Here is a 17378-nt window from a genome sequence, read left to right as displayed (position 1 = left end):
AGGAGCAAGCTGGAAGAAGGGGAGTGGTTTTCCGCGAGACAGGCGGAAGGAAACGAGATGACAGAGCAACCCACCACCGGTCACCCGCCTTGGCATCTGGCAGGTGACTGGTTCGATGTGTGCAAGTGCGCGATCCCGTGCCCCTGTACGTTCGCGCAGGCCCCGACCTACGGCGACTGCGAGGGCGTGCTCTCCTGGCACATAAGGGAGGGCAACTTCGGCGACGTGCGGCTCGACGGCCTCAACGTACTGATGCTCAGCTCCTTCGTGGGCAACGTCTGGGCCCGCGAGCACACGGATGCCTACGCCGCGGTCTTCTTCGACGAACGCGCCGACGAACAGCAGCGCGCCGCCCTCCAGACGATCTTCGGCGGTGAGGCGGGCGGATGGCCCGCGGAGTTCGGCGAGATCTTCGGCCCCGTGATGAGGGGCATGGACTTCGCCCCCATCCGCATCGAGGTCGACGAAGACATGTCCTCCTGGCGCGCGGAAATCCCCGGAAAGGTGATGGCTACCGCCGAAGCGCTGACCGGCCCGACCACCCCGGAAGGTGCACGGGTGCAGGTGCACAACGCCCCCGGCGCCGAGGTGGGACCCGGCCAGATCGCTACCTGGGGCCGCGTCACCACCGACCGGGCCGACGCCTTTGGCTTCACCTGGGACCGTTCGGGCAAGTCGAGCAAACACTTCCGCTTCGACTGGACCGGCCCAGCCTGACCACACTCTCCGGCCCTGGTTGGCCGTGGTGTTGGCAACCATGAGCAATGCGAAGAGAACTCAGCGGCTGCAGAGGTTCTCACCCTGAGCGACGGCACTCGCTGGTCGGATGTCCGGGTGACACCTCCGCAGGTCGCGCCGATTACGGGTTTCCCGCACGTCCGCCTATCCCTGGCACACCAGCAGGCGAGCGCCCTGGAGTCCATCTTCTCCGGCCGTAAAGGCGTCAACCAGGGCTCGGTGATCGCGGCCGGGGGAATCACATGTCGTCCATCGGCGGCATCGAGTCCTGCAGCCCCGGCAGCAGCCAGTCCTGGAACGGTGCGAGCATGGCCAGGACGAGGAACGCCAAGCCCATCAACCGGGCGAGCAGCGGGCCCCTGGACCACAGCTTCTCCACGAAGATCACCAGGGCCAGTCCGGCCATGGCTGCCACGTTCATCACACCGAGCGGGATCAGGACCACCATCAGCCCAGCGCAGCAGCCGACGCAGTAGGCGCCGTGATGGACGCCCACCCGCAGGTCACGCGCCGGTGCCCGGAAGCCGGCGTAATGCATCAGGTGGCTGATGGGATCGCGGCAGTGCCGCAGACACACGTACTTCAGCGGGCCGAGCTGATAAAGACCCGCCAGCAGGAACCCCGTGAAGCCGATCCAGCGCCCCGCGGCCGGGTGATCGGCCACCAGATCGCCGGTGAAGGCCAGACCCGCATAGGCGAGCGCACCGAAGGCGGTCCACACCATCAGGTATCCGCCGAGGAACTCGGCGGTGCGCGCTGCCCGGGTCCAGCCGGAGGACTGCCGGCCGATCCCCCGCACCCACGTGATCGCCACCGGCGCCATGGACGGCAGCATCATGGCCGCCATCATCGTCACCCACAGCAGCAGGAACAGGGGCAGCGCCATCCCCATCGTGCCGGGCTCGACCCCCATGTCCTGGGCCTGGCCGATCGTGAGCGCCCACGCAGGCATCGCGATCAGGACGACAAGGATCCAGGCGGCTGCGAGATCCCGCTTCGGCAGCAACCCTCCGCCGGCTCCGGTCGGCGCCGGCGTCCCCGGGGGGACGAGGACGGAGGTCCGGGTGAACCGCATCGGCATGCCCTCCTACGGGATACATCCAGCAGACCACTCCTCAACGTACGGCGCGACCTCGCCCGAGCTGACGCTGAGTGAGGGAACGTTCGTGCCGGGAGGGGCCCATGGCTCGCTCTCCCTCCCCACCGGATCCTTCACGATGTTCATCGAGGCGCTCACAGCGCAGCCCCTGGTCAGAGTGGGGGACGCCGGGCTAGCGTCCGTTCATGGCAGCTGTTTCCGACCTCGGGTTCGACCCGTGGGACCCGGTGTTCCTCGCCGACCCGTACCCCGCATACGCCGAGCTGCGTGCCAAGGGCCGCGTGCACTGGTTCGAGCCCACGGACCAGTGGCTCGTCCCGCACCACGCGGACGTCTCGGCCCTGCTGCGCGACCGGCGCCTCGGCCGGACGTACCAGCACCGCTTCACGCACGAGGAGTTCGGCCGCTCCGCGCCCCCGCCGGAGCACGAGCCGTTCCACACGCTCAACGACCACGGGATGCTCGACCTGGAGCCGCCGGACCACACCCGGATCCGCCGCCTGGTGTCGAAGGCGTTCACCCCCCGCACGGTGGAGCGCCTGAAGCCGTACGTGCGGGGCCTGGCGGACGAGCTCGCGTCCGCATTGGTCGAGGCGGGCGGCGGAGACCTGCTGAAGGACGTGGCCGAACCCCTCCCCGTCGCGGTGATCGCCGAGATGCTCGGCATCCCGGAGTCCGACCGGGCCCCGCTGCGGCCCTGGTCGGCGGACATCTGCGGGATGTACGAGCTGAACCCGTCCGAGGAGACGGCGGCGCGGGCCGTCCGGGCGTCGGTGGAGTTCTCCGACTACCTGCGCGACCTGATCGCGGCCCGCCGCAAGGAACCCGGCGAGGACCTCATCTCCGGTCTCATCGCGGCCCACGACGAGGGCGACCGCCTCACCGAGCAGGAGATGATCTCCACGGCGGTCCTCCTCCTGAACGCCGGCCACGAGGCGACGGTGAACTCCACGGTCAACGGCTGGTACGCCCTGTTCCGCAACCCGTCCCAGCTGGAGCTGCTGCGCGCGGACCACACGCTCATCCCCTCCGCGATCGAGGAGCTGATGCGCTACGACACCCCGCTCCAGCTCTTCGAACGCTGGGTGCTGGACGACATCGAGATCGCCGGCACGACCATCCCGCGCGGCGCGGAGATCGCCATGCTCTTCGGCTCCGCGAACCACGACCCGGCGGTGTTCGAGAACCCAGCCCGCCTCGACCTGACCCGTACGGACAACCCCCACATCTCCTTCAGCGCCGGCATCCACTACTGCATCGGCGCGCCCCTGGCCCGTATCGAGCTGGCCGCGTCGATGCAGGCGTTGCTGGAGAGGGCGCCGACGCTGCGGATTGCGGAGGAACCGGAGAGAAAGCCGAACTTCGTGATCAGGGGGTTGGACGGACTGGCCGTTGAGGTGGGGTGATCACTGGTTCGGACGATCGCCGGTGATCGGCGCGAGGGGGCCGTCACGCCGGTGCCGGCCCGCGAGGGGAGGCACCATGGCGCCGGCATCGAGCTCGACCCGGAAGAGCTCAGGCAAGTACGTCGACCGATCACGTGGTCACGTCCCGCCTCTCCACGACCCCGCCCGCCCCGCGGCCGTCGGCGCCACCACCGGCCCGGTCAGCACCCCTCCCGGCCCCACTCCACGGACCCTCCGGGCAGCTTCGCCGGGATGCCCGAACGGCGAGAGATCCGGCCCGGATCGGGTTGCTGATGCCGGCGGCCCGCGCGAGAGCCCGCGGCACATCCAGCGCAGGCCCGACCCAGCCCGTCAGCAGGACCGCCCCGGCCACGCCCCACGCCGCCGCGGCGGCCCGGGGCAGCACGCCGTGCGCGCTATGTCCCGCGGCGTGGGCCACGCTGTCAGCGCAGCGCGCGGCCCGGGTCACGGCGCCGCCGGCACCGTCAGCCCCCACGCACCCTCCCGCACCACCCACGTCCGCGTCCGCACCGGTCCCGACACCACCGTGTCCGCCCGGTAGCGGAAGTGCGCCCCCGAGACGGTCACCGTGCGCCCCTCCGCCAGCAGCGGCGAGGCCTCCGCGCCCACCGACACGGGTCTGACCTCCACCGACGCGACGCCCGAGGCAGCCGGTGACACCGACACCGCCTCGACCGGCTGGTTCAGGTCGACGAGGGTCTCCCCGTCCACCTCGACCCGCAGCCGGGACGGCCCGGACTCCGGCGCGGAGGCGAGCCGGGACGGGCGGCCGGCGGGCACCAGGGTCCGTACCAGGGACTGGCAGGTCCGCAGCCACGGGCGGCCCGTCTCGGACTCCGGGTCCGGTGCGGACCCCTGGCCCTCCCCGGCTTGTGAGGGTGCGAGCGGCGGTATCCGCAGCGCGCCGAGCACCACCCCGTCGCTGTCGTCGACCAGCAGGTCCATCCGCCGCTCGACCCCGTCGAGCACCGCCCGCGCCGCCGCCACCGTGCCCGTCGGCACCCCGAGGGACCGGGCGAGGGACAGCGCGCCCCCGACCGGCACCAGCGAGAGCCCGCACGCCGCCAGCTCCCGCCGCCGGTGCAGAACGGACACCGCCCGCAGCAGCGCCCGGTCGTCGCCCACCACCACCGGGCGCCGCGAGCCTCGCCGGGCCAGCGCCCGCGCGAACTCCTCCGGCCCGTCCGGCAGGCACAGCTTCATGCCGGCACCCGCGCCGAGTACGTCTTTCGCGATGCGTACGGACTCGCCGTCCGACCTACGGGCGACCGGGTCGACCACCACCAGCAGCTGCTCGGACGTCGTGGAAGTCGCCACCTCGGCCATGCCTCGCTTCCTCGGGTAGCATCTTGGTGCAAGAGCCCCTTGCGCTATTGCGCCAGGGGCTTCGTCTATTCCGGGGCATCCGGTCCGACGGTTGGCGGCCAACGGCGGTCGCGGTGTACGCGGCGGAACCTCCGCGTACGCCCTCGACCATGGACATGCCCCGCCCGGAAGGGGTGTACGCGCGTGCCCGCACTTGTGCTGCTCGGTGCTCAGTGGGGTGACGAAGGCAAGGGAAAGGCCACCGACCTGCTCGGTGGATCCGTGGACTATGTGGTGCGCTACCAGGGCGGCAACAACGCCGGCCACACGGTGGTCGTCGGTGACCAGAAGTACGCACTCCACCTCCTCCCTTCCGGAATCCTGTCCCCCGGCTGCACGCCGGTCATCGGTAACGGCGTCGTCGTCGACCCGTCGGTCCTGCTCTCCGAGCTGAGCGGTCTGAACGAGCGTGGCGTCGACACGTCCAAGCTCCTCATCAGCGGAAACGCGCACATCATCACGCCGTACAACGTGACGGTGGACAAGGTGACCGAGCGATTCCTCGGCAAGCGGAAGATCGGCACGACCGGTCGCGGCATCGGTCCGACCTATGCCGACAAGATCAACCGTGTCGGCATCCGCGTACAGGACCTCTACGACGAGTCGATCCTGACGCAGAAGGTCGAGGCGGCCCTCGACGTCAAGAACCAGATCCTCACCAAGCTCTACAACCGGCGCGCGATCGCCGTGGACCAGGTGGTCGAGGAGCTGCTGGCCTACGCCGACAAGCTCGCGCCGTACGTCGCCGACACCGTCCTGGTCCTCAACCAGGCGCTGGAGGAGGACAAGGTCGTCCTGTTCGAGGGCGGCCAGGGCACGCTGCTCGACATCGACCACGGCACGTACCCCTTCGTCACGTCGTCGAACCCGACCGCGGGCGGTGCCTGCACCGGCGCCGGTGTCGGCCCGACGAAGATCAGCCGGGTCATCGGCATCCTCAAGGCGTACACGACCCGTGTCGGCGCCGGTCCCTTCCCGACCGAGCTGTTCGACGAGGACGGCGAGGCCCTGCGCCGCATCGGCGGCGAGCGCGGTGTCACCACCGGCCGTGACCGCCGCTGCGGCTGGTTCGACGCGGTCATCGCCCGCTACGCGACCCGCGTGAACGGCCTGACCGACTTCTTCCTCACCAAGCTCGACGTCCTCACCGGCTGGGAGCAGATCCCGGTCTGCGTGGCGTACGAGATCGACGGCAAGCGCGTCGAGGAGCTCCCCTACTCCCAGACCGACTTCCACCACGCCAAGCCGGTCTACGAGATGCTCCCGGGCTGGAACGAGGACATCTCCAAGGCGAAGACCTTCGCCGACCTGCCGAAGAACGCCCAGGCGTACGTGAAGGCGCTGGAGGAGATGTCCGGCGCCCCGATCTCCGCGATCGGCGTGGGCCCGGGCCGGGACGAGACGATCGAGATCAACTCGTTCATCTGACGCGCCCCCATGTCCGTCGGCCGCCCCTCGTGCCCACGGGGGGCGGCCGGCGTTCTTCGCCGGGTGACATGCCGGGAACCGGCACAGGCTGAAGCCCCACCCCCGCGTGCGTCGACCAGAGGAAGGCGATGCGCGTACTGCTCAAGGCGTCCACGGACACGGAGAAGGCAGCGAGGCCCCCCGGAACGGCACCCTGGGAAAGCTGCTCCAGGAGTCGCTGGAACGGATCAAGCCCGAAAGGGCCTGCTGCACCTCTGCCCAAGGCAAGCGCACCGCCTACCTGGTCTTCGACATGCAGAACAGCCGGCCGATGCGGCTGATCAGCGAGCCCTTCGTCCTCCAGCTGGGCGCGGAGGGCGGCCGGGACGCTGAGCCTCAGCTGAAGACGATCATCGATCCCTGGGCGAGGCTGCGGGTCACCGCCGCGTGCAGGCCGAGCCAGACGTGCCGTTCGCGGGCGAACGGGCTGGGGTCGTAAGGGGCGGGGACGGCCGGTTCCTCCAGCTCGGTCGGCGCGAGCGGCGGCTGCGGCGGCGCCGGCGGGTTGGCCGGGTCGATGCCGATGGCGGGCGCGACCAGCTCCAGTTCCCGCAGCAGCGCGTGCGAGGACCCCAGGGGGCCGCCGCCCGCGAGGAGGTCGTCGTCGGCGAGCGGACTGGGAAAGTCGACCGGGACGTAGGCGCCCGCGTGGTCGTAGTGCCAGACCAGGTGCGACTGCTGGGCCGTCGACTCGAACATCTCCAGCAACTGCTCGTAGTCACCCCCGAGTTCGTCCACGGGCGTCACCGGCAGGCCGCACACCTGGAGCAGGTAGGCGCGGCGCAGGAAGTGCAGCGCGTCGTAGTCGAAGCCCGCGACCGGGGCGACCTCACCGGACAGGCCGGGCATGTACTGGTACACCGGCACCGGCGGCAACCCGGCCTCGGCGAGCACCTTGTTGTATTGCGCGAGTTCCTCGGCGAACGGGTTGTCCGGCGTGTGGCACAACACGTCGACGAGCGGTACCAGCCACAGGTCACAGGCCAAAGAAGGCTCCTCGCTCAGCGCGGTGGTCGGGTAGCACGGTGGTCAAGAAGAGTAGCGGTGCGGCGCGGGCGCGGCTGCCGCCGTGCATGTCCCATACCCATACGGACGGCTGCGACGCGGGTCATCCGGAAGCGAGCCGCTCGATCAGCGCGAGCGACTGCGTGTTGTACGCGGCGATGATCGCCCGGGCGGTGTCGTTGTCGCGGGAGATCAGCGCGTCGACCAGCTCGGTGTGACCGGCCCACAGCTCACCGCGCAGGTCGGTGAGCCGGCGCAGGTGCTGCACCGCGCACACCCAGGTCTGCACGCGCAGCCGATGCAGGAAGTCGGCCAGGTAGGGGTTGCCGAAGCAGGCGCCGAGCTCGCGCCAGAAGCGCAGGTCGTAGCCGATGAGGACGGTGAGATCACCGGCGGCGGCGGCCCGCTGCGCCTCCTCGCCGCGCCTGCGGACCCCGGCGACGACGGCGGCGGCCCGGGGATCGTCGGGCCGCACGGCGTCCGGGCGCCCCTCGGTCAGCGCGAGGAACATCCCCTCGATGACCAGGCCGCGGGCCTCGATCATGCCGCGGAAGTCCTCGACCGAGTACTCGTGCACCCGGAAGCCGCGGTGCTGGTCGGCGTCGAGCAGCCCCTGCGCGGAGAGGTCGACGAGCGCCTCCCGGACCGGTGTCGCGGACACCCCGTACTGCTCGGCGATCTCCTTGACCGTGAATTCCTGCCCCGGCTGGAGCCGCCCGGCCAGCACCTCGTCACGAAGCGCTTCGGCGATCTGCTGCCGCAGGGTGCTGCGCGTCACGGCGCCGTTGCCGGTGCTGCCGGGCATGGTCAGGGCGTCTCCCTCGTCGCGGTCGGATGGCGTGCGCGTCCATGTCTACGAGCACGCCACCCTACGCGTTCGATCGAGGCGCCAGGATGTCCGTTACTGACGGGTTTACAGACCTTTACTTCGTGTACTCGTCCGCCACCGAGAGCGCCGCGTCCAGCGCCGCGAGCCCCTCCTTCAGCTCCGCCTCAGTGATGTTGCAGGGCGGCACCACGTGCGTCCGGTTCATGTTCACGAACGGCCACAGCCCGCCCCCCTTCGCGGCGGCGGCGAAGGCGGCCATCGGCGCGTTCGCCTTACCGGCCGCGTTGTACGGCACCAGCGGCTCCCGCGTCTCACGGTCGCGCACCAGCTCCAGCGCCCAGAACATGCCGACACCGCGGACCTCGCCGACACTCGGATGCCGCTCGGCGAGCGCCCGCAGCTCCGGCCCGACGACGGAGGCGCCCAGCCGGGCCGCGTTCTCGACGACGCCTTCCTCCGCCATGACGTTGATCGTCGCCACGGCGGCGGCGCACGCCAGCGGGTGCCCGGAGTACGTCAGACCGCCCGGGTACGGCCGCTTTCCGAACGTCTTTGCGATCGCGTCGGAGATCGCGACGCCGCCCAGGGGCACGTAACCGCTGTTCACGCCCTTGGCGAAGGTCAGCAGGTCGGGCGTGACGTCGAACAGGTCCGCCGCGAACCACTCGCCGGTCCGCCCGAACCCGGCCATGACCTCGTCCAGGACGAACACGATCCCGTGCTTGTCGCAGATCTCGCGCACTCCGGCGAGGTAGCCGGGTGGCGGGACCATGATCCCGGCCGTGCCGGGGATCGTCTCCAGGATGATCGCCGCGACGGTCGAGGGGCCCTCGAAGGCGATCGTCGTCTCCAGGTGCTCCAGCGCCCGCGCGCACTCCTGCTCCTCGGTCTCGGCGTAGAAGCGGGAGCGGTAGAGGTAGGGGGCCCAGAAGTGCACGACCCCGGCGGTGCCGCTGTCGGAGGCCCAGCGGCGCGGGTCGCCGGTGATGTTGACGGCCTGCTGCGTGCCGCCGTGGTACGAGCGGTACGCCGAGAGCACCTTCGCGCGGCCCGTGTGCAGCCGGGCCATCCGGATCGCGTGCTCGACGGCGTCGGCGCCACCGTTGGTGAAGAAGATCTTGTCCAGGTCGCCCGGGGTCCGCTCGGCGATCAGCCGGGCCGCCTCCGACCGGGCCTCGACCGCGAACGCGGGCGCGAAGGTCGTCATCCGCGCCGCCTGCTCCTGGATCGCGGCGACGATCTTCGGATGCTGGTAGCCGACGTTGGTGTAGACGAGCCCGCTGGAGAAGTCGAGGTAGCGCCGGCCGTCGTAGTCCCAGAAGTACGACCCCTCAGCCCCGGCGACGGCGAGCGGGTCGATGAGCTCCTGAGCGGACCAGGAGTGGAACACATGGTCACGGTCGGCGGCCTTGACGGCGGCACCGGCTTCGGGGTTCGGCTGAGGGGTCATGCGGGCGAGCGTAGGCGCGGGGGAGCGGGCGGTGATATCGGCGGCCTGTCTGCCGTCGGCGGCATTCCGCGACAGGTTGTCCAGGGAAGGCTGGACATCTTGACAGCTTGCTGTCGAGAAGACAGGATGTTGTCATACGGCACAGGGTCCGAGGAGGAACCATGAACGCCACCGCAGGCCGCAAGCCCGTCCATCTCGCCGTGTACGACACCCTCGCCGACTGGGAGCCCGGCCACGCCACGGCCCACCTCGCCCGCGCCGGCTGGGAGATCCGCACCGTCGGCCCGTCCACGGCCCCCGTCACCAGCATCGGCGGACTGCGTGTCCAGCCCGACCTGACCCTGGACGACGTCCGGCCCGAGGACAGCGCGCTGCTGATCCTCCCGGGTGCCGACCTCTGGGACACGAGTGACGACCTGGCCCCCTTCGCCCGCACGGCCCGGGCCTTCCTGGAAGCCGGCGTGCCGGTCGCCGCGATCTGCGGGGCCACCGCCGGACTGGCCCGCGAGGGCCTGCTCGACGCCCGCGACCACACCAGCGCGGTCTCGTTCTACCTGGCCGCGACCGGCTACGCGGGCACGGGGCGCTACGTCGAGACCGACGCCGTCACCGACGGAAACCTGGTGACGGCCGGCCCCACCGAGCCGGTCGCCTTCGCCCGGGAGATCCTCCGGCTGCTCGGGGTCTACGAGGGTGAGGTACTGGACGCCTGGTACCGGCTGTTCCACGACTCCGACGCGGCGGCCTACGCGGTGCTGGAGAAGGCCGGCGCGCTGTGAGCCGGGAGCGGCAGGACCTGCTCAGCCGCAGCGCCCTCGGCGTGTTCCGGCTCAACGGCCAGTTCCTCGGCGTGGCGGAGGAGCTGGCCCGGCCCGCCGGACTGACCGCCGCCTGGTGGCAGGTGCTCGGCGCGGTCCTCGGGGAGCCGCTGCCCGTCTCCGGCATCGCCCGCGCCATGGGCATCACACGGCAGAGCGTGCAGCGCATCGCCGATCTGCTGGTGGAGCGGGGACTCGCGGAGTACCGGCCGAACCCCGCGCACCGCCGCGCCAAGCTCCTCGCGCCGACCGAGGAGGGCCGGGCGGCGAGCGCCCGGATCGGCCCCGGGCACGCGGCCTTCGCCGACCGGCTGGCGGAGGCGTTCGGGGAGGCGGAGCTCGAGGAGGCGGTGCGTTCGCTGGAACGACTGTCCAAGGTGCTCGACCAGGTGGGACCGACCGTCGCGCAGCCTCCGCCTGCCGATCAACCCCCGCCTGTTACGTAACCGTAGACACCGCCCAATTCACCCGGCCCCGGCCCCGCACTATTCTCGGTCTGCTGCTCACGTACGGGGGAAGGCGGCTGAGCGATGGAGAACCTGGGGCCCGGGGACCCGCAGCGGATCGGTGCCTACCGGTTGCTGGCGCGGCTCGGCGCGGGCGGCATGGGGCACGTGTACCTGGCCCGCTCGGAGCGCGGCCGTACCGTCGCCGTGAAGCTGGTGCGTGAGGAACTGGCCGCGCAGGAGGAGTTCCGCGAGCGGTTCCGGCAGGAGGTGCGGGCCGCGCGGCGGGTCGGCGGGTACTGGACCGCGCCCGTGCTGGACGCGGACACCGAGGCCGCCGTGCCGTGGGTCGCCACCGGGTACGTCGCCGGGCCGAGCCTGCAGCAGGTCGTCGGGCACGACCACGGCGCCCTGCCCGAGCGGACGGTCCGCATCCTCGCGGCCGGGCTCGCGCACGCGCTGAAGGACATCCACGCGGCCGGCATCGTCCACCGCGACCTCAAGCCGTCCAACGTTCTGGTCACCATCGACGGCCCGCGCGTCATCGACTTCGGCATCGCACGCGCCCTGGAGACCGTGACGGACGGCGGGCTCACGCGCACCGGCGCGCTCGTCGGCTCGCCCGGTTTCATGGCTCCCGAGCAGGTGCGGGGCGACCGCATCACCCCGGCGTGCGACGTCTTCTGCCTCGGCTCGGTCCTCGCCTACGCCGCCACCGGCAACCTGCCCTTCGGCACCGCCAACAGCGGCGTGCACGCCCTGATGTTCCGCATCGCCCAGGAGGAACCGGACCTGGAGGGCGTCCCCGAGGGCATCGCCGACCTGGTCCGCGACTGCCTGCGCAAGGACCCCGCCGCGCGGCCCACCCTCGACCGCGTCCTGGAACGCACGGGCGCGGACGACACCGTCTGCGACGGCCGCGCCCTCGACCCGTGGCTGCCTAGCGCCCTGGTGGCTCAACTGGGGCGGCACGCGGTGCGGTTGCTGGACGCGGAGGACCCGGAGGGCGAGGGGGTGGGGGAGCGGGCCGGTGCCGCGGGGCAGCAGCCGGCCGGTTCCGCCGAGCGTCCTGGGGCCCAGCCCGCCGATCAGCCGGGCGCCGGCCCCGTCACCCCGTCCGCCTCTTCGGGCAGCCCCGGCCCGGTCGCACCGCCCGCCCCCGCCGAAAGCCCCGGCCCCACCCCGGAGCACTCTCCCGCCGCCGACGAATCCCCGCCGAACCCGAGGCTCCCCCCGGCCCCCGCGACGGCGCCCGCCGCGACCCCCGGACCGCCCCCGCCGGGCCGGCCGGGCGAGGGGCCGCCGCTGAACCACCTGCCCACCGTGGTCGCGGGGCAGAGCACGAGCCGCGCGCCCCGGCACCTCCCGGGCGCGGGCGTCCCGTCCCACCCGCACACGCCCCCGCCCCCGTACCCGGCGTACGGCTACCCCCAGCAGCACCCCCAGCCCGGCGCCCCGGCCCACCCCGCCTACGGCGGCCTCGGCTCCACCCCGCCCTACGGGCCACCGCCCTACGGCCCCACCCCGCCGTACGGCTCCCCGCAGCCGCCGCAGCGAAGAGGCGGCCGTTCCACCGCGCTGCTCGTCGTGATCGCCCTGGTCGTCGCGCTCGCCGCGGGCGGCTCGGTGTACGCGCTGATGCAGGGCGGCGACGACGACCGGGCCGGCCCCACCCCCACGCAGAGCACCGGCGCGGCCCCGACCACCCCGGGTCCGTCCCCGGCGACCTCGCAGCCGGACAACACCTCGCCTTCCCCGGCCGACGGCACGATCCCGACCGGGTACCTCGGCACGTGGACCACGACCATCGACAACGCCGACGGCGAGCACAGCCGTTCGCTCACGATCCAGCAGGGCGAACCCGGCGACACGGTCCTGTCCCTCGTGGCCGACGGCCCCACGAAGGGCGGCGGTACCTACCACTGCGTGTTCGAGGGCGAGCTGACCGCGGCCCCCGGCGCCGGTGGCTCGCTGCGGATCGGCCCGTCCACCGTGAAGGTCGGGCAGCCGCGCACCGCCTGCACCCCGGGCGCGGCCACCGAGGTGACCCTGCTCTCGGACGGCACGCTCCAGCGGGTCAACACCAGCAGCGGGGAGCGGCTGACGTACACGAGGCAGTGACCGACTCCCGCTGTCGGTGAGGTCGTTGAACGTCCGGCGAATTCCGGCCGACGAGAACCGGATACGCGCCCGTACGGCCGTACGGTGACCGGGCGATCGGATCGTCCGGGCGGCAGCGGGCACGGGGGCACCCACGATGGAGTGGTTGAGCGCGGAGAACCTCGTGGCCTTGGCGACGGCCCTCCTCGGCATCATCGCCTCGGGCGTCATGGTCTGGTACGAACGCCGGGTACCGCGCCGCAAACGCGTCGGCTACCGCGTGCAGATGGACAACCCTGTCGGCGACGACGTGCGCTCCGGCCGCGCCAACCGCCGCCTCGGCCTGTTCGACGAGGTCCCCGGCATGTCCGACGCGACCCTGGTCCTGCTGCGCATCGAGAACGACGGCTCCCAGGGCATCGACGGCGACGACTACACCGGCCCCGAAGTCCACGGCCTGACCGCGGTGTTCGCGGGCCGGACCGTCCGCGGCGTCTCGGTGACCCAGCCGTCGGACACCGACCACCTCATGGACCACTTCACCGCGGGACGCGGCTTCGCCTACGACGGCAACACCCTGCGCATCCCCCGCGTCCCGCTCAACCGCGGCGACCACTTCAAGCTGCTCGTCCTCCTCTCCGGCGGTGACGTCGGCGACGAGATCCGGCTGGTCGGCGGCCTGCGCGACGGGGAGGTGCACCCCAACCGCAGTGCCACGCCCGACGAGAAGCCGCCCCTGTTCAGCCGGGCGGCGCGGCTGATCACCATCGCGCTCACGGCGAGCGTGGTCACCCTCGCGGCGATCGTCGTCGCCCAGGACGACACCCCGCCCCCGATCGGCTGCGCGAGTGGCACGCTGACCCTGACGGGCTCGACCGCGTTCGCGCCCGTGCTGCGCGAGGTGTCCCGCGCGTACGAGCGGGACTGCGGCGGTGACCCGGACATCGAGGTGGACACCCACGGCTCGACGGCCGGGATACGGCAACTGGGGGCGGCCGGTGCCCGGGCGGAGCGGGCCGGCCTGGGCTCACCGCCGGTGGTGGCCCTGTCGGACGGTCCCAAGCCGGCCGGAATGCCCGAGCTGCGCGAGAACCGGGTGGCGGTGTCCGTCTTCGCGCTCGTGGTCAACGACGACGTGAAGCTGACGGACCTGTCCACCGACGACGTCCGGCGCCTCTACCGGGGCGAGATCCGCAACTGGCGGCAGCTCGGCGGCCCCGACCTGCCCGTGCGCCTGGTCAGCCGGGACGCCAACTCCGGTACCAGACAGGTCTTCCAGCGCCGAGTGCTGGGACGCGGCGAGATCGCCAACTCCTCCGTCGACTGCGTCCACAGGGACGACCCCACGGCAGCCGTCCTCCGCTGCGAACTCGACTCCACCGAACAGGTCCTGGCCACCGTCGCCGAGCTCCCGGGCGCCATCGGCTACAGCGAACTCAACCTGGCCGCCCGCGCGAAGGGCCTGCACTCGCTGCGCCTCGACGGCGACCCCGCCTCCGTCGACGCCATCGAACACGGCACGAGCGACTACCCGTACCGCGAGATCGAGTACGCCTACACCTACGGCCGTCCCCCGGCCGACTCCCTGGCGTCGAGCTTCCTCACGTACCTCTCCCGCGGCAAGGGCCAGGACGTCATCCGCACGCACGGGCATCTGCCGTGCTGGACACCCAAGGGCATGACACTGTGCGCGCAGGACGCTTAGAGGTCCTTGCACTGGGCCCGCCCGGGTCGCGCGGCCTGGCACCGCGCCTCGCCGCGTTGCCGAACCGCCCAGGTGGGTCCGCCACCGGGGCACTCCGGCGCCTTGCGATGCACGGCACCGGACCACGCGACCTGACCGGACGCTCATAGTGCAAGGACCCCTCAGCCGCGGGGGAGGGCTGCGCCCCCCGCCCTCAGCCCCGCCCGGTCACCTGGGCTCGGGCGGCCGCTGCCGAGGCATGTTCGGCCGCGCACCCCCCGGCGGCACCGAGAACCGCCCGTTCACACCCCCAGCCTCGGGCCCGCGCCCGGCCCCCGGGAACACCACCGCCTGCGACCCCGCCGGCGCCGCACCCCCCGCCCGGAACTCCCCCATCCAGTCCGCCGTCTCCGCCCGCACCAGCTCGGTCACGTCCTCGGAGAACCTCCGCAGCACCCCGAGACACCGCTCGGCGGCCTCACTCGCCGTCCCCTCCGCCGGCCCCAGAACCTCCCGCACACTCTCCGCCGCCCAGTCGAACTGCAACGCCTGCAGCCGCCGCTGCACGGCCTGCGCGGTGGCCACGTCCCGCATCCACCCCGACGTCACCCCGAAGTACCGGTCGGCGGCCACACACGCCACCCCCAGCAGCAGCGCCAGGCACCCCCAGGGCGCGACGCCGCCCGCGACCCCGGTCAGGTCCAGCAGGGGCAGGGCGATCCCGGTGACCGCCCCCACCGCGGCCCCGCAGCGCAGCATCCGCGCGCACCGCCGCTTCCACACCCGGTCCGCGAGATACCAGGCAGCCGTCCGCAGCGCCCCGCGCTCCACCCACCGGTACAGCTCGTCCAGCCGGACCGCCGGCTCGCCCCAGTCCCCGAGCGGAAAGGCCCGCCCGGTCAGATCGCCCGGCCGCAGCCGGGCCGCCGCCCCTTCGCCCCGCCCGTCCTGAGGCGGCCCCTCGGGCTGCATCTCCGGCTGACCCACCCGGCACTCCTCACTGACCACGAATGACCACGCACGGTTCACTCACCGATCACGCCGCGCGACGGACGGACTCGGCATCCTGACGCGCCCGACCCTTCCTACCCCCCAACGGGTGGCGAAGACGCAGCTTTCGCCTCTTTTCCGCCCGGAAGTATTCCTTGATCGGTTATGGGGCGCGAGCGGGACTCACTCGAAAGAGTGCTGGAGCGACGACAGGCCCGACCACGTAGGCTCGTGCCGAACGGGAAAACCCGTACCGAGCAAGGAGCTGATCGTGATCCCCGGTGGTGGCCAGCCCAATATGCAGCAGCTGCTCCAGCAGGCCCAGAAGATGCAACAGGACCTGGCGCGGGCGCAGGAGGAACTGGCGCAGACGGAGGTCGACGGGCAGGCGGGCGGCGGCCTGGTGACCGCCACCGTCACCGGTGCCGGCGAGCTGCGCGCCCTGAAGATCGACCCGAAGGCGGTGGACCCTGAGGACACCGAGACCCTCGCCGACCTCGTCGTGGCGGCCGTCCAGGCGGCCAACGAGAACGCGCAGGCGCTCCAGCAGCAGAAGCTGGGCCCGCTCGCGCAGGGTCTGGGCGGCGGCCAGATCCCCGGCCTGCCGTTCTGACCCTGCGTACCGCCTTCCTCGGACAGGCGGCTGACAACTACGGTACGTACGGGTGGGTGCGTGCCGACCCAGAAGACCCAGGAAGGGCAGTCCGTTGTACGAAGGCGTGGTCCAGGACCTGATCGACGAGCTGGGGCGGCTGCCCGGCGTCGGTCCGAAGAGCGCCCAGCGGATCGCCTTCCACATCCTCCAGGCGGAACCGACGGACGTACGGCGGCTCGCGCAGGCGCTGATGGAGGTCAAGGCGAAGGTCCGCTTCTGCGCGACCTGCGGCAACGTCGCGCAGGAGGAGCTGTGCAACATCTGCCGTGACACCCGCCGCGACCCCGCCGTCATCTGCGTGGTCGAGGAGCCGAAGGACGTCGTGGCGATCGAGCGCACGCGTGAGTTCCGGGGCTGCTACCACGTCCTGGGCGGCGCGATCAGCCCGATCGACGGGGTGGGCCCGGACGACCTGCGCATCAGGGAGCTGCTGGCCCGTCTCGCCGACGGCACGGTCACCGAGCTCATCCTCGCCACGGACCCGAACCTGGAAGGCGAGGCGACAGCGACGTACCTCGCCCGCATGATCAAGCCCATGGGCCTGAAGGTCACCCGCCTGGCCAGCGGCCTCCCGGTGGGTGGCGACCTGGAATACGCGGACGAGGTCACCCTCGGCCGCGCCTTCGAGGGGAGACGACTCCTAGATGTCTGACGCCACGCTGCACGCGACGAACCAGAACCCGGACGATTTCGCGGTCCAGATCGCGGACCAGATCGAGAGCTTCCTGGTCGCCGTCACGGAGGTCGCGAAGGGCGACGAGCCGGAATCGGCCGTGCCCTTCCTCCTGCTGGAGGTCTCCCAGCTCCTTCTGGCCGGCGGCCGGCTCGGCGCGCACGAGGACATCGTGCCGGACGAGCGCTACGAGCCCGACTCGGGCCCCGAGGCGGACGTCGACGAACTCCGCGAGAACCTGGCCCGTCTACTGGACCCCATCGACGTCTACTCCGAGGTCTTCGACCCCTACGAGCCCCGCAAGGCGCCGGTCCCGGCCCGCATCTCCGACGACCTCACGGACGTCATCACGGATCTGCGCCACGGCATGGCGCACTACCGGGCCGGCCGCACCTCGGAGGCCCTGTGGTGGTGGCAGTTCTCCTACTTCTCCAACTGGGGCTCCACCGCCTCGGCCAGCCTCCGGGCCCTCCAGTCGGTGCTCGCGCACGTCCGCCTCGACCAGCCCCTCGCCGAACTCGACGGCCTGGACACGGACCAGGGCATGGGCGACGACACCCTGGAGATCGAGGCGGGCCGCGTGATGGCCGAGGAGATCGCGGGTCCGCTGGGCCTGCGCCCCGCGAAGTAGC

At 71.9% G+C, this 17378-nt stretch carries 16 protein-coding genes; 10 read left to right on the top strand and 6 right to left on the bottom strand.

Going from position 1 to position 17378, the window contains the following annotated elements:
* Positions 1-57: 57 nt before the first annotated feature.
* The gene (locus tag ACWD1U_RS24535; RefSeq protein WP_451110532.1) at positions 58-717 is read left to right on the top strand and encodes a DUF1326 domain-containing protein; all 660 of its coding nucleotides are present in this window, start codon (positions 58-60) and stop codon (positions 715-717) included.
* 259 nt (positions 718-976) lie between these two features.
* On the opposite strand, the gene ACWD1U_RS24530 is transcribed toward ACWD1U_RS24535, so the two are convergent.
* Entirely contained in the window at positions 977-1813 is an 837-nt protein-coding gene (locus ACWD1U_RS24530; protein ID WP_451110530.1) for a DUF2182 domain-containing protein, read from the bottom strand.
* Between the two features lie 209 nt (positions 1814-2022).
* Between ACWD1U_RS24530 and ACWD1U_RS24525 the strand changes: the two genes are divergently transcribed.
* The gene (locus ACWD1U_RS24525; RefSeq protein ID WP_451110529.1) at positions 2023-3243 is read left to right on the top strand and encodes a cytochrome P450; all 1221 of its coding nucleotides are present in this window, start codon (positions 2023-2025) and stop codon (positions 3241-3243) included.
* Positions 3244-3708: 465 nt separating this feature from the next.
* Here ACWD1U_RS24525 and ACWD1U_RS24520 read toward each other — a convergent pair whose 3' ends face one another.
* Positions 3709-4590, bottom strand: a complete 882-nt coding sequence (locus tag ACWD1U_RS24520) for a diacylglycerol kinase (protein WP_451110528.1) — start codon at positions 4588-4590, stop codon at positions 3709-3711.
* A gap of 183 nt (positions 4591-4773) precedes the next feature.
* On the opposite strand from ACWD1U_RS24520, the gene ACWD1U_RS24515 reads away from it, so the two are divergent.
* Complete coding sequence (locus ACWD1U_RS24515) at positions 4774-6057, top strand: adenylosuccinate synthase (RefSeq protein ID WP_451110526.1); 1284 nt, start codon at positions 4774-4776, stop codon at positions 6055-6057.
* Between the two features lie 375 nt (positions 6058-6432).
* On the opposite strand, the gene ACWD1U_RS24510 is transcribed toward ACWD1U_RS24515, so the two are convergent.
* The 3 genes from ACWD1U_RS24510 to ACWD1U_RS24500 form a co-directional block, all read right to left on the bottom strand.
* Positions 6433-7083, bottom strand: a complete 651-nt coding sequence (locus tag ACWD1U_RS24510) for a hypothetical protein (protein WP_451110525.1) — start codon at positions 7081-7083, stop codon at positions 6433-6435.
* Between the two features lie 121 nt (positions 7084-7204).
* The gene (locus tag ACWD1U_RS24505; RefSeq protein ID WP_451110524.1) at positions 7205-7906 is read right to left on the bottom strand and encodes a GntR family transcriptional regulator; all 702 of its coding nucleotides are present in this window, start codon (positions 7904-7906) and stop codon (positions 7205-7207) included.
* A gap of 118 nt (positions 7907-8024) precedes the next feature.
* On the bottom strand, positions 8025-9380 hold the full coding sequence (locus ACWD1U_RS24500; RefSeq protein ID WP_451110522.1) for an aminotransferase class III-fold pyridoxal phosphate-dependent enzyme: 1356 nt from the start codon (positions 9378-9380) through the stop codon (positions 8025-8027).
* A gap of 161 nt (positions 9381-9541) precedes the next feature.
* Between ACWD1U_RS24500 and ACWD1U_RS24495 the strand changes: the two genes are divergently transcribed.
* The 4 genes from ACWD1U_RS24495 to ACWD1U_RS24480 all read left to right on the top strand — a co-directional run bounded on the left by ACWD1U_RS24495 (position 9542) and on the right by ACWD1U_RS24480 (position 14449).
* Complete coding sequence (locus tag ACWD1U_RS24495; RefSeq protein ID WP_451110521.1) at positions 9542-10159, top strand: type 1 glutamine amidotransferase family protein; 618 nt, start codon at positions 9542-9544, stop codon at positions 10157-10159.
* Positions 10156-10644 (top strand): MarR family winged helix-turn-helix transcriptional regulator, encoded by a 489-nt coding sequence (locus tag ACWD1U_RS24490; RefSeq protein WP_451110519.1) that lies wholly within the window; start codon positions 10156-10158, stop codon positions 10642-10644. The genes ACWD1U_RS24495 and ACWD1U_RS24490 overlap by 4 nt, the downstream gene beginning before the upstream one ends.
* 84 nt (positions 10645-10728) lie before the next feature.
* Positions 10729-12765, top strand: a complete 2037-nt coding sequence (locus ACWD1U_RS24485) for a serine/threonine-protein kinase (RefSeq protein ID WP_451110517.1) — start codon at positions 10729-10731, stop codon at positions 12763-12765.
* Between the two features lie 136 nt (positions 12766-12901).
* Positions 12902-14449: a substrate-binding domain-containing protein gene (locus tag ACWD1U_RS24480; RefSeq protein ID WP_451110515.1), complete on the top strand. Its 1548-nt coding sequence runs from the start codon at positions 12902-12904 to the stop codon at positions 14447-14449.
* Positions 14450-14656: 207 nt separating this feature from the next.
* Here ACWD1U_RS24480 and ACWD1U_RS24475 read toward each other — a convergent pair whose 3' ends face one another.
* Positions 14657-15415, bottom strand: coding sequence for an SLATT domain-containing protein (locus ACWD1U_RS24475; protein WP_451110513.1), 759 nt, complete (start codon positions 15413-15415; stop codon positions 14657-14659).
* A gap of 274 nt (positions 15416-15689) precedes the next feature.
* On the opposite strand from ACWD1U_RS24475, the gene ACWD1U_RS24470 reads away from it, so the two are divergent.
* The 3 genes from ACWD1U_RS24470 (at position 15690) to ACWD1U_RS24460 (ending at position 17377) form a co-directional block, all read left to right on the top strand.
* Positions 15690-16031, top strand: coding sequence for a YbaB/EbfC family nucleoid-associated protein (locus ACWD1U_RS24470; protein WP_451110512.1), 342 nt, complete (start codon positions 15690-15692; stop codon positions 16029-16031).
* Positions 16032-16125: 94 nt separating this feature from the next.
* Entirely contained in the window at positions 16126-16725 is a 600-nt protein-coding gene (gene recR / locus ACWD1U_RS24465; protein ID WP_451110510.1) for a recombination mediator RecR, read from the top strand.
* A complete protein-coding gene (locus tag ACWD1U_RS24460) occupies positions 16718-17377 on the top strand; it encodes a DUF5063 domain-containing protein (protein ID WP_451110508.1) in 660 nt (219 codons plus the stop codon). The genes recR and ACWD1U_RS24460 overlap by 8 nt, the downstream gene beginning before the upstream one ends.
* Position 17378: the final 1 nt, after the last annotated feature.

It is taken from the genome of Streptomyces sp. NPDC002788 (assembly GCF_053592115.1).
The sequence above is the reverse complement of the archived record's forward strand: the minus strand, read 5'-3'. Positions and strand labels throughout refer to the sequence as shown.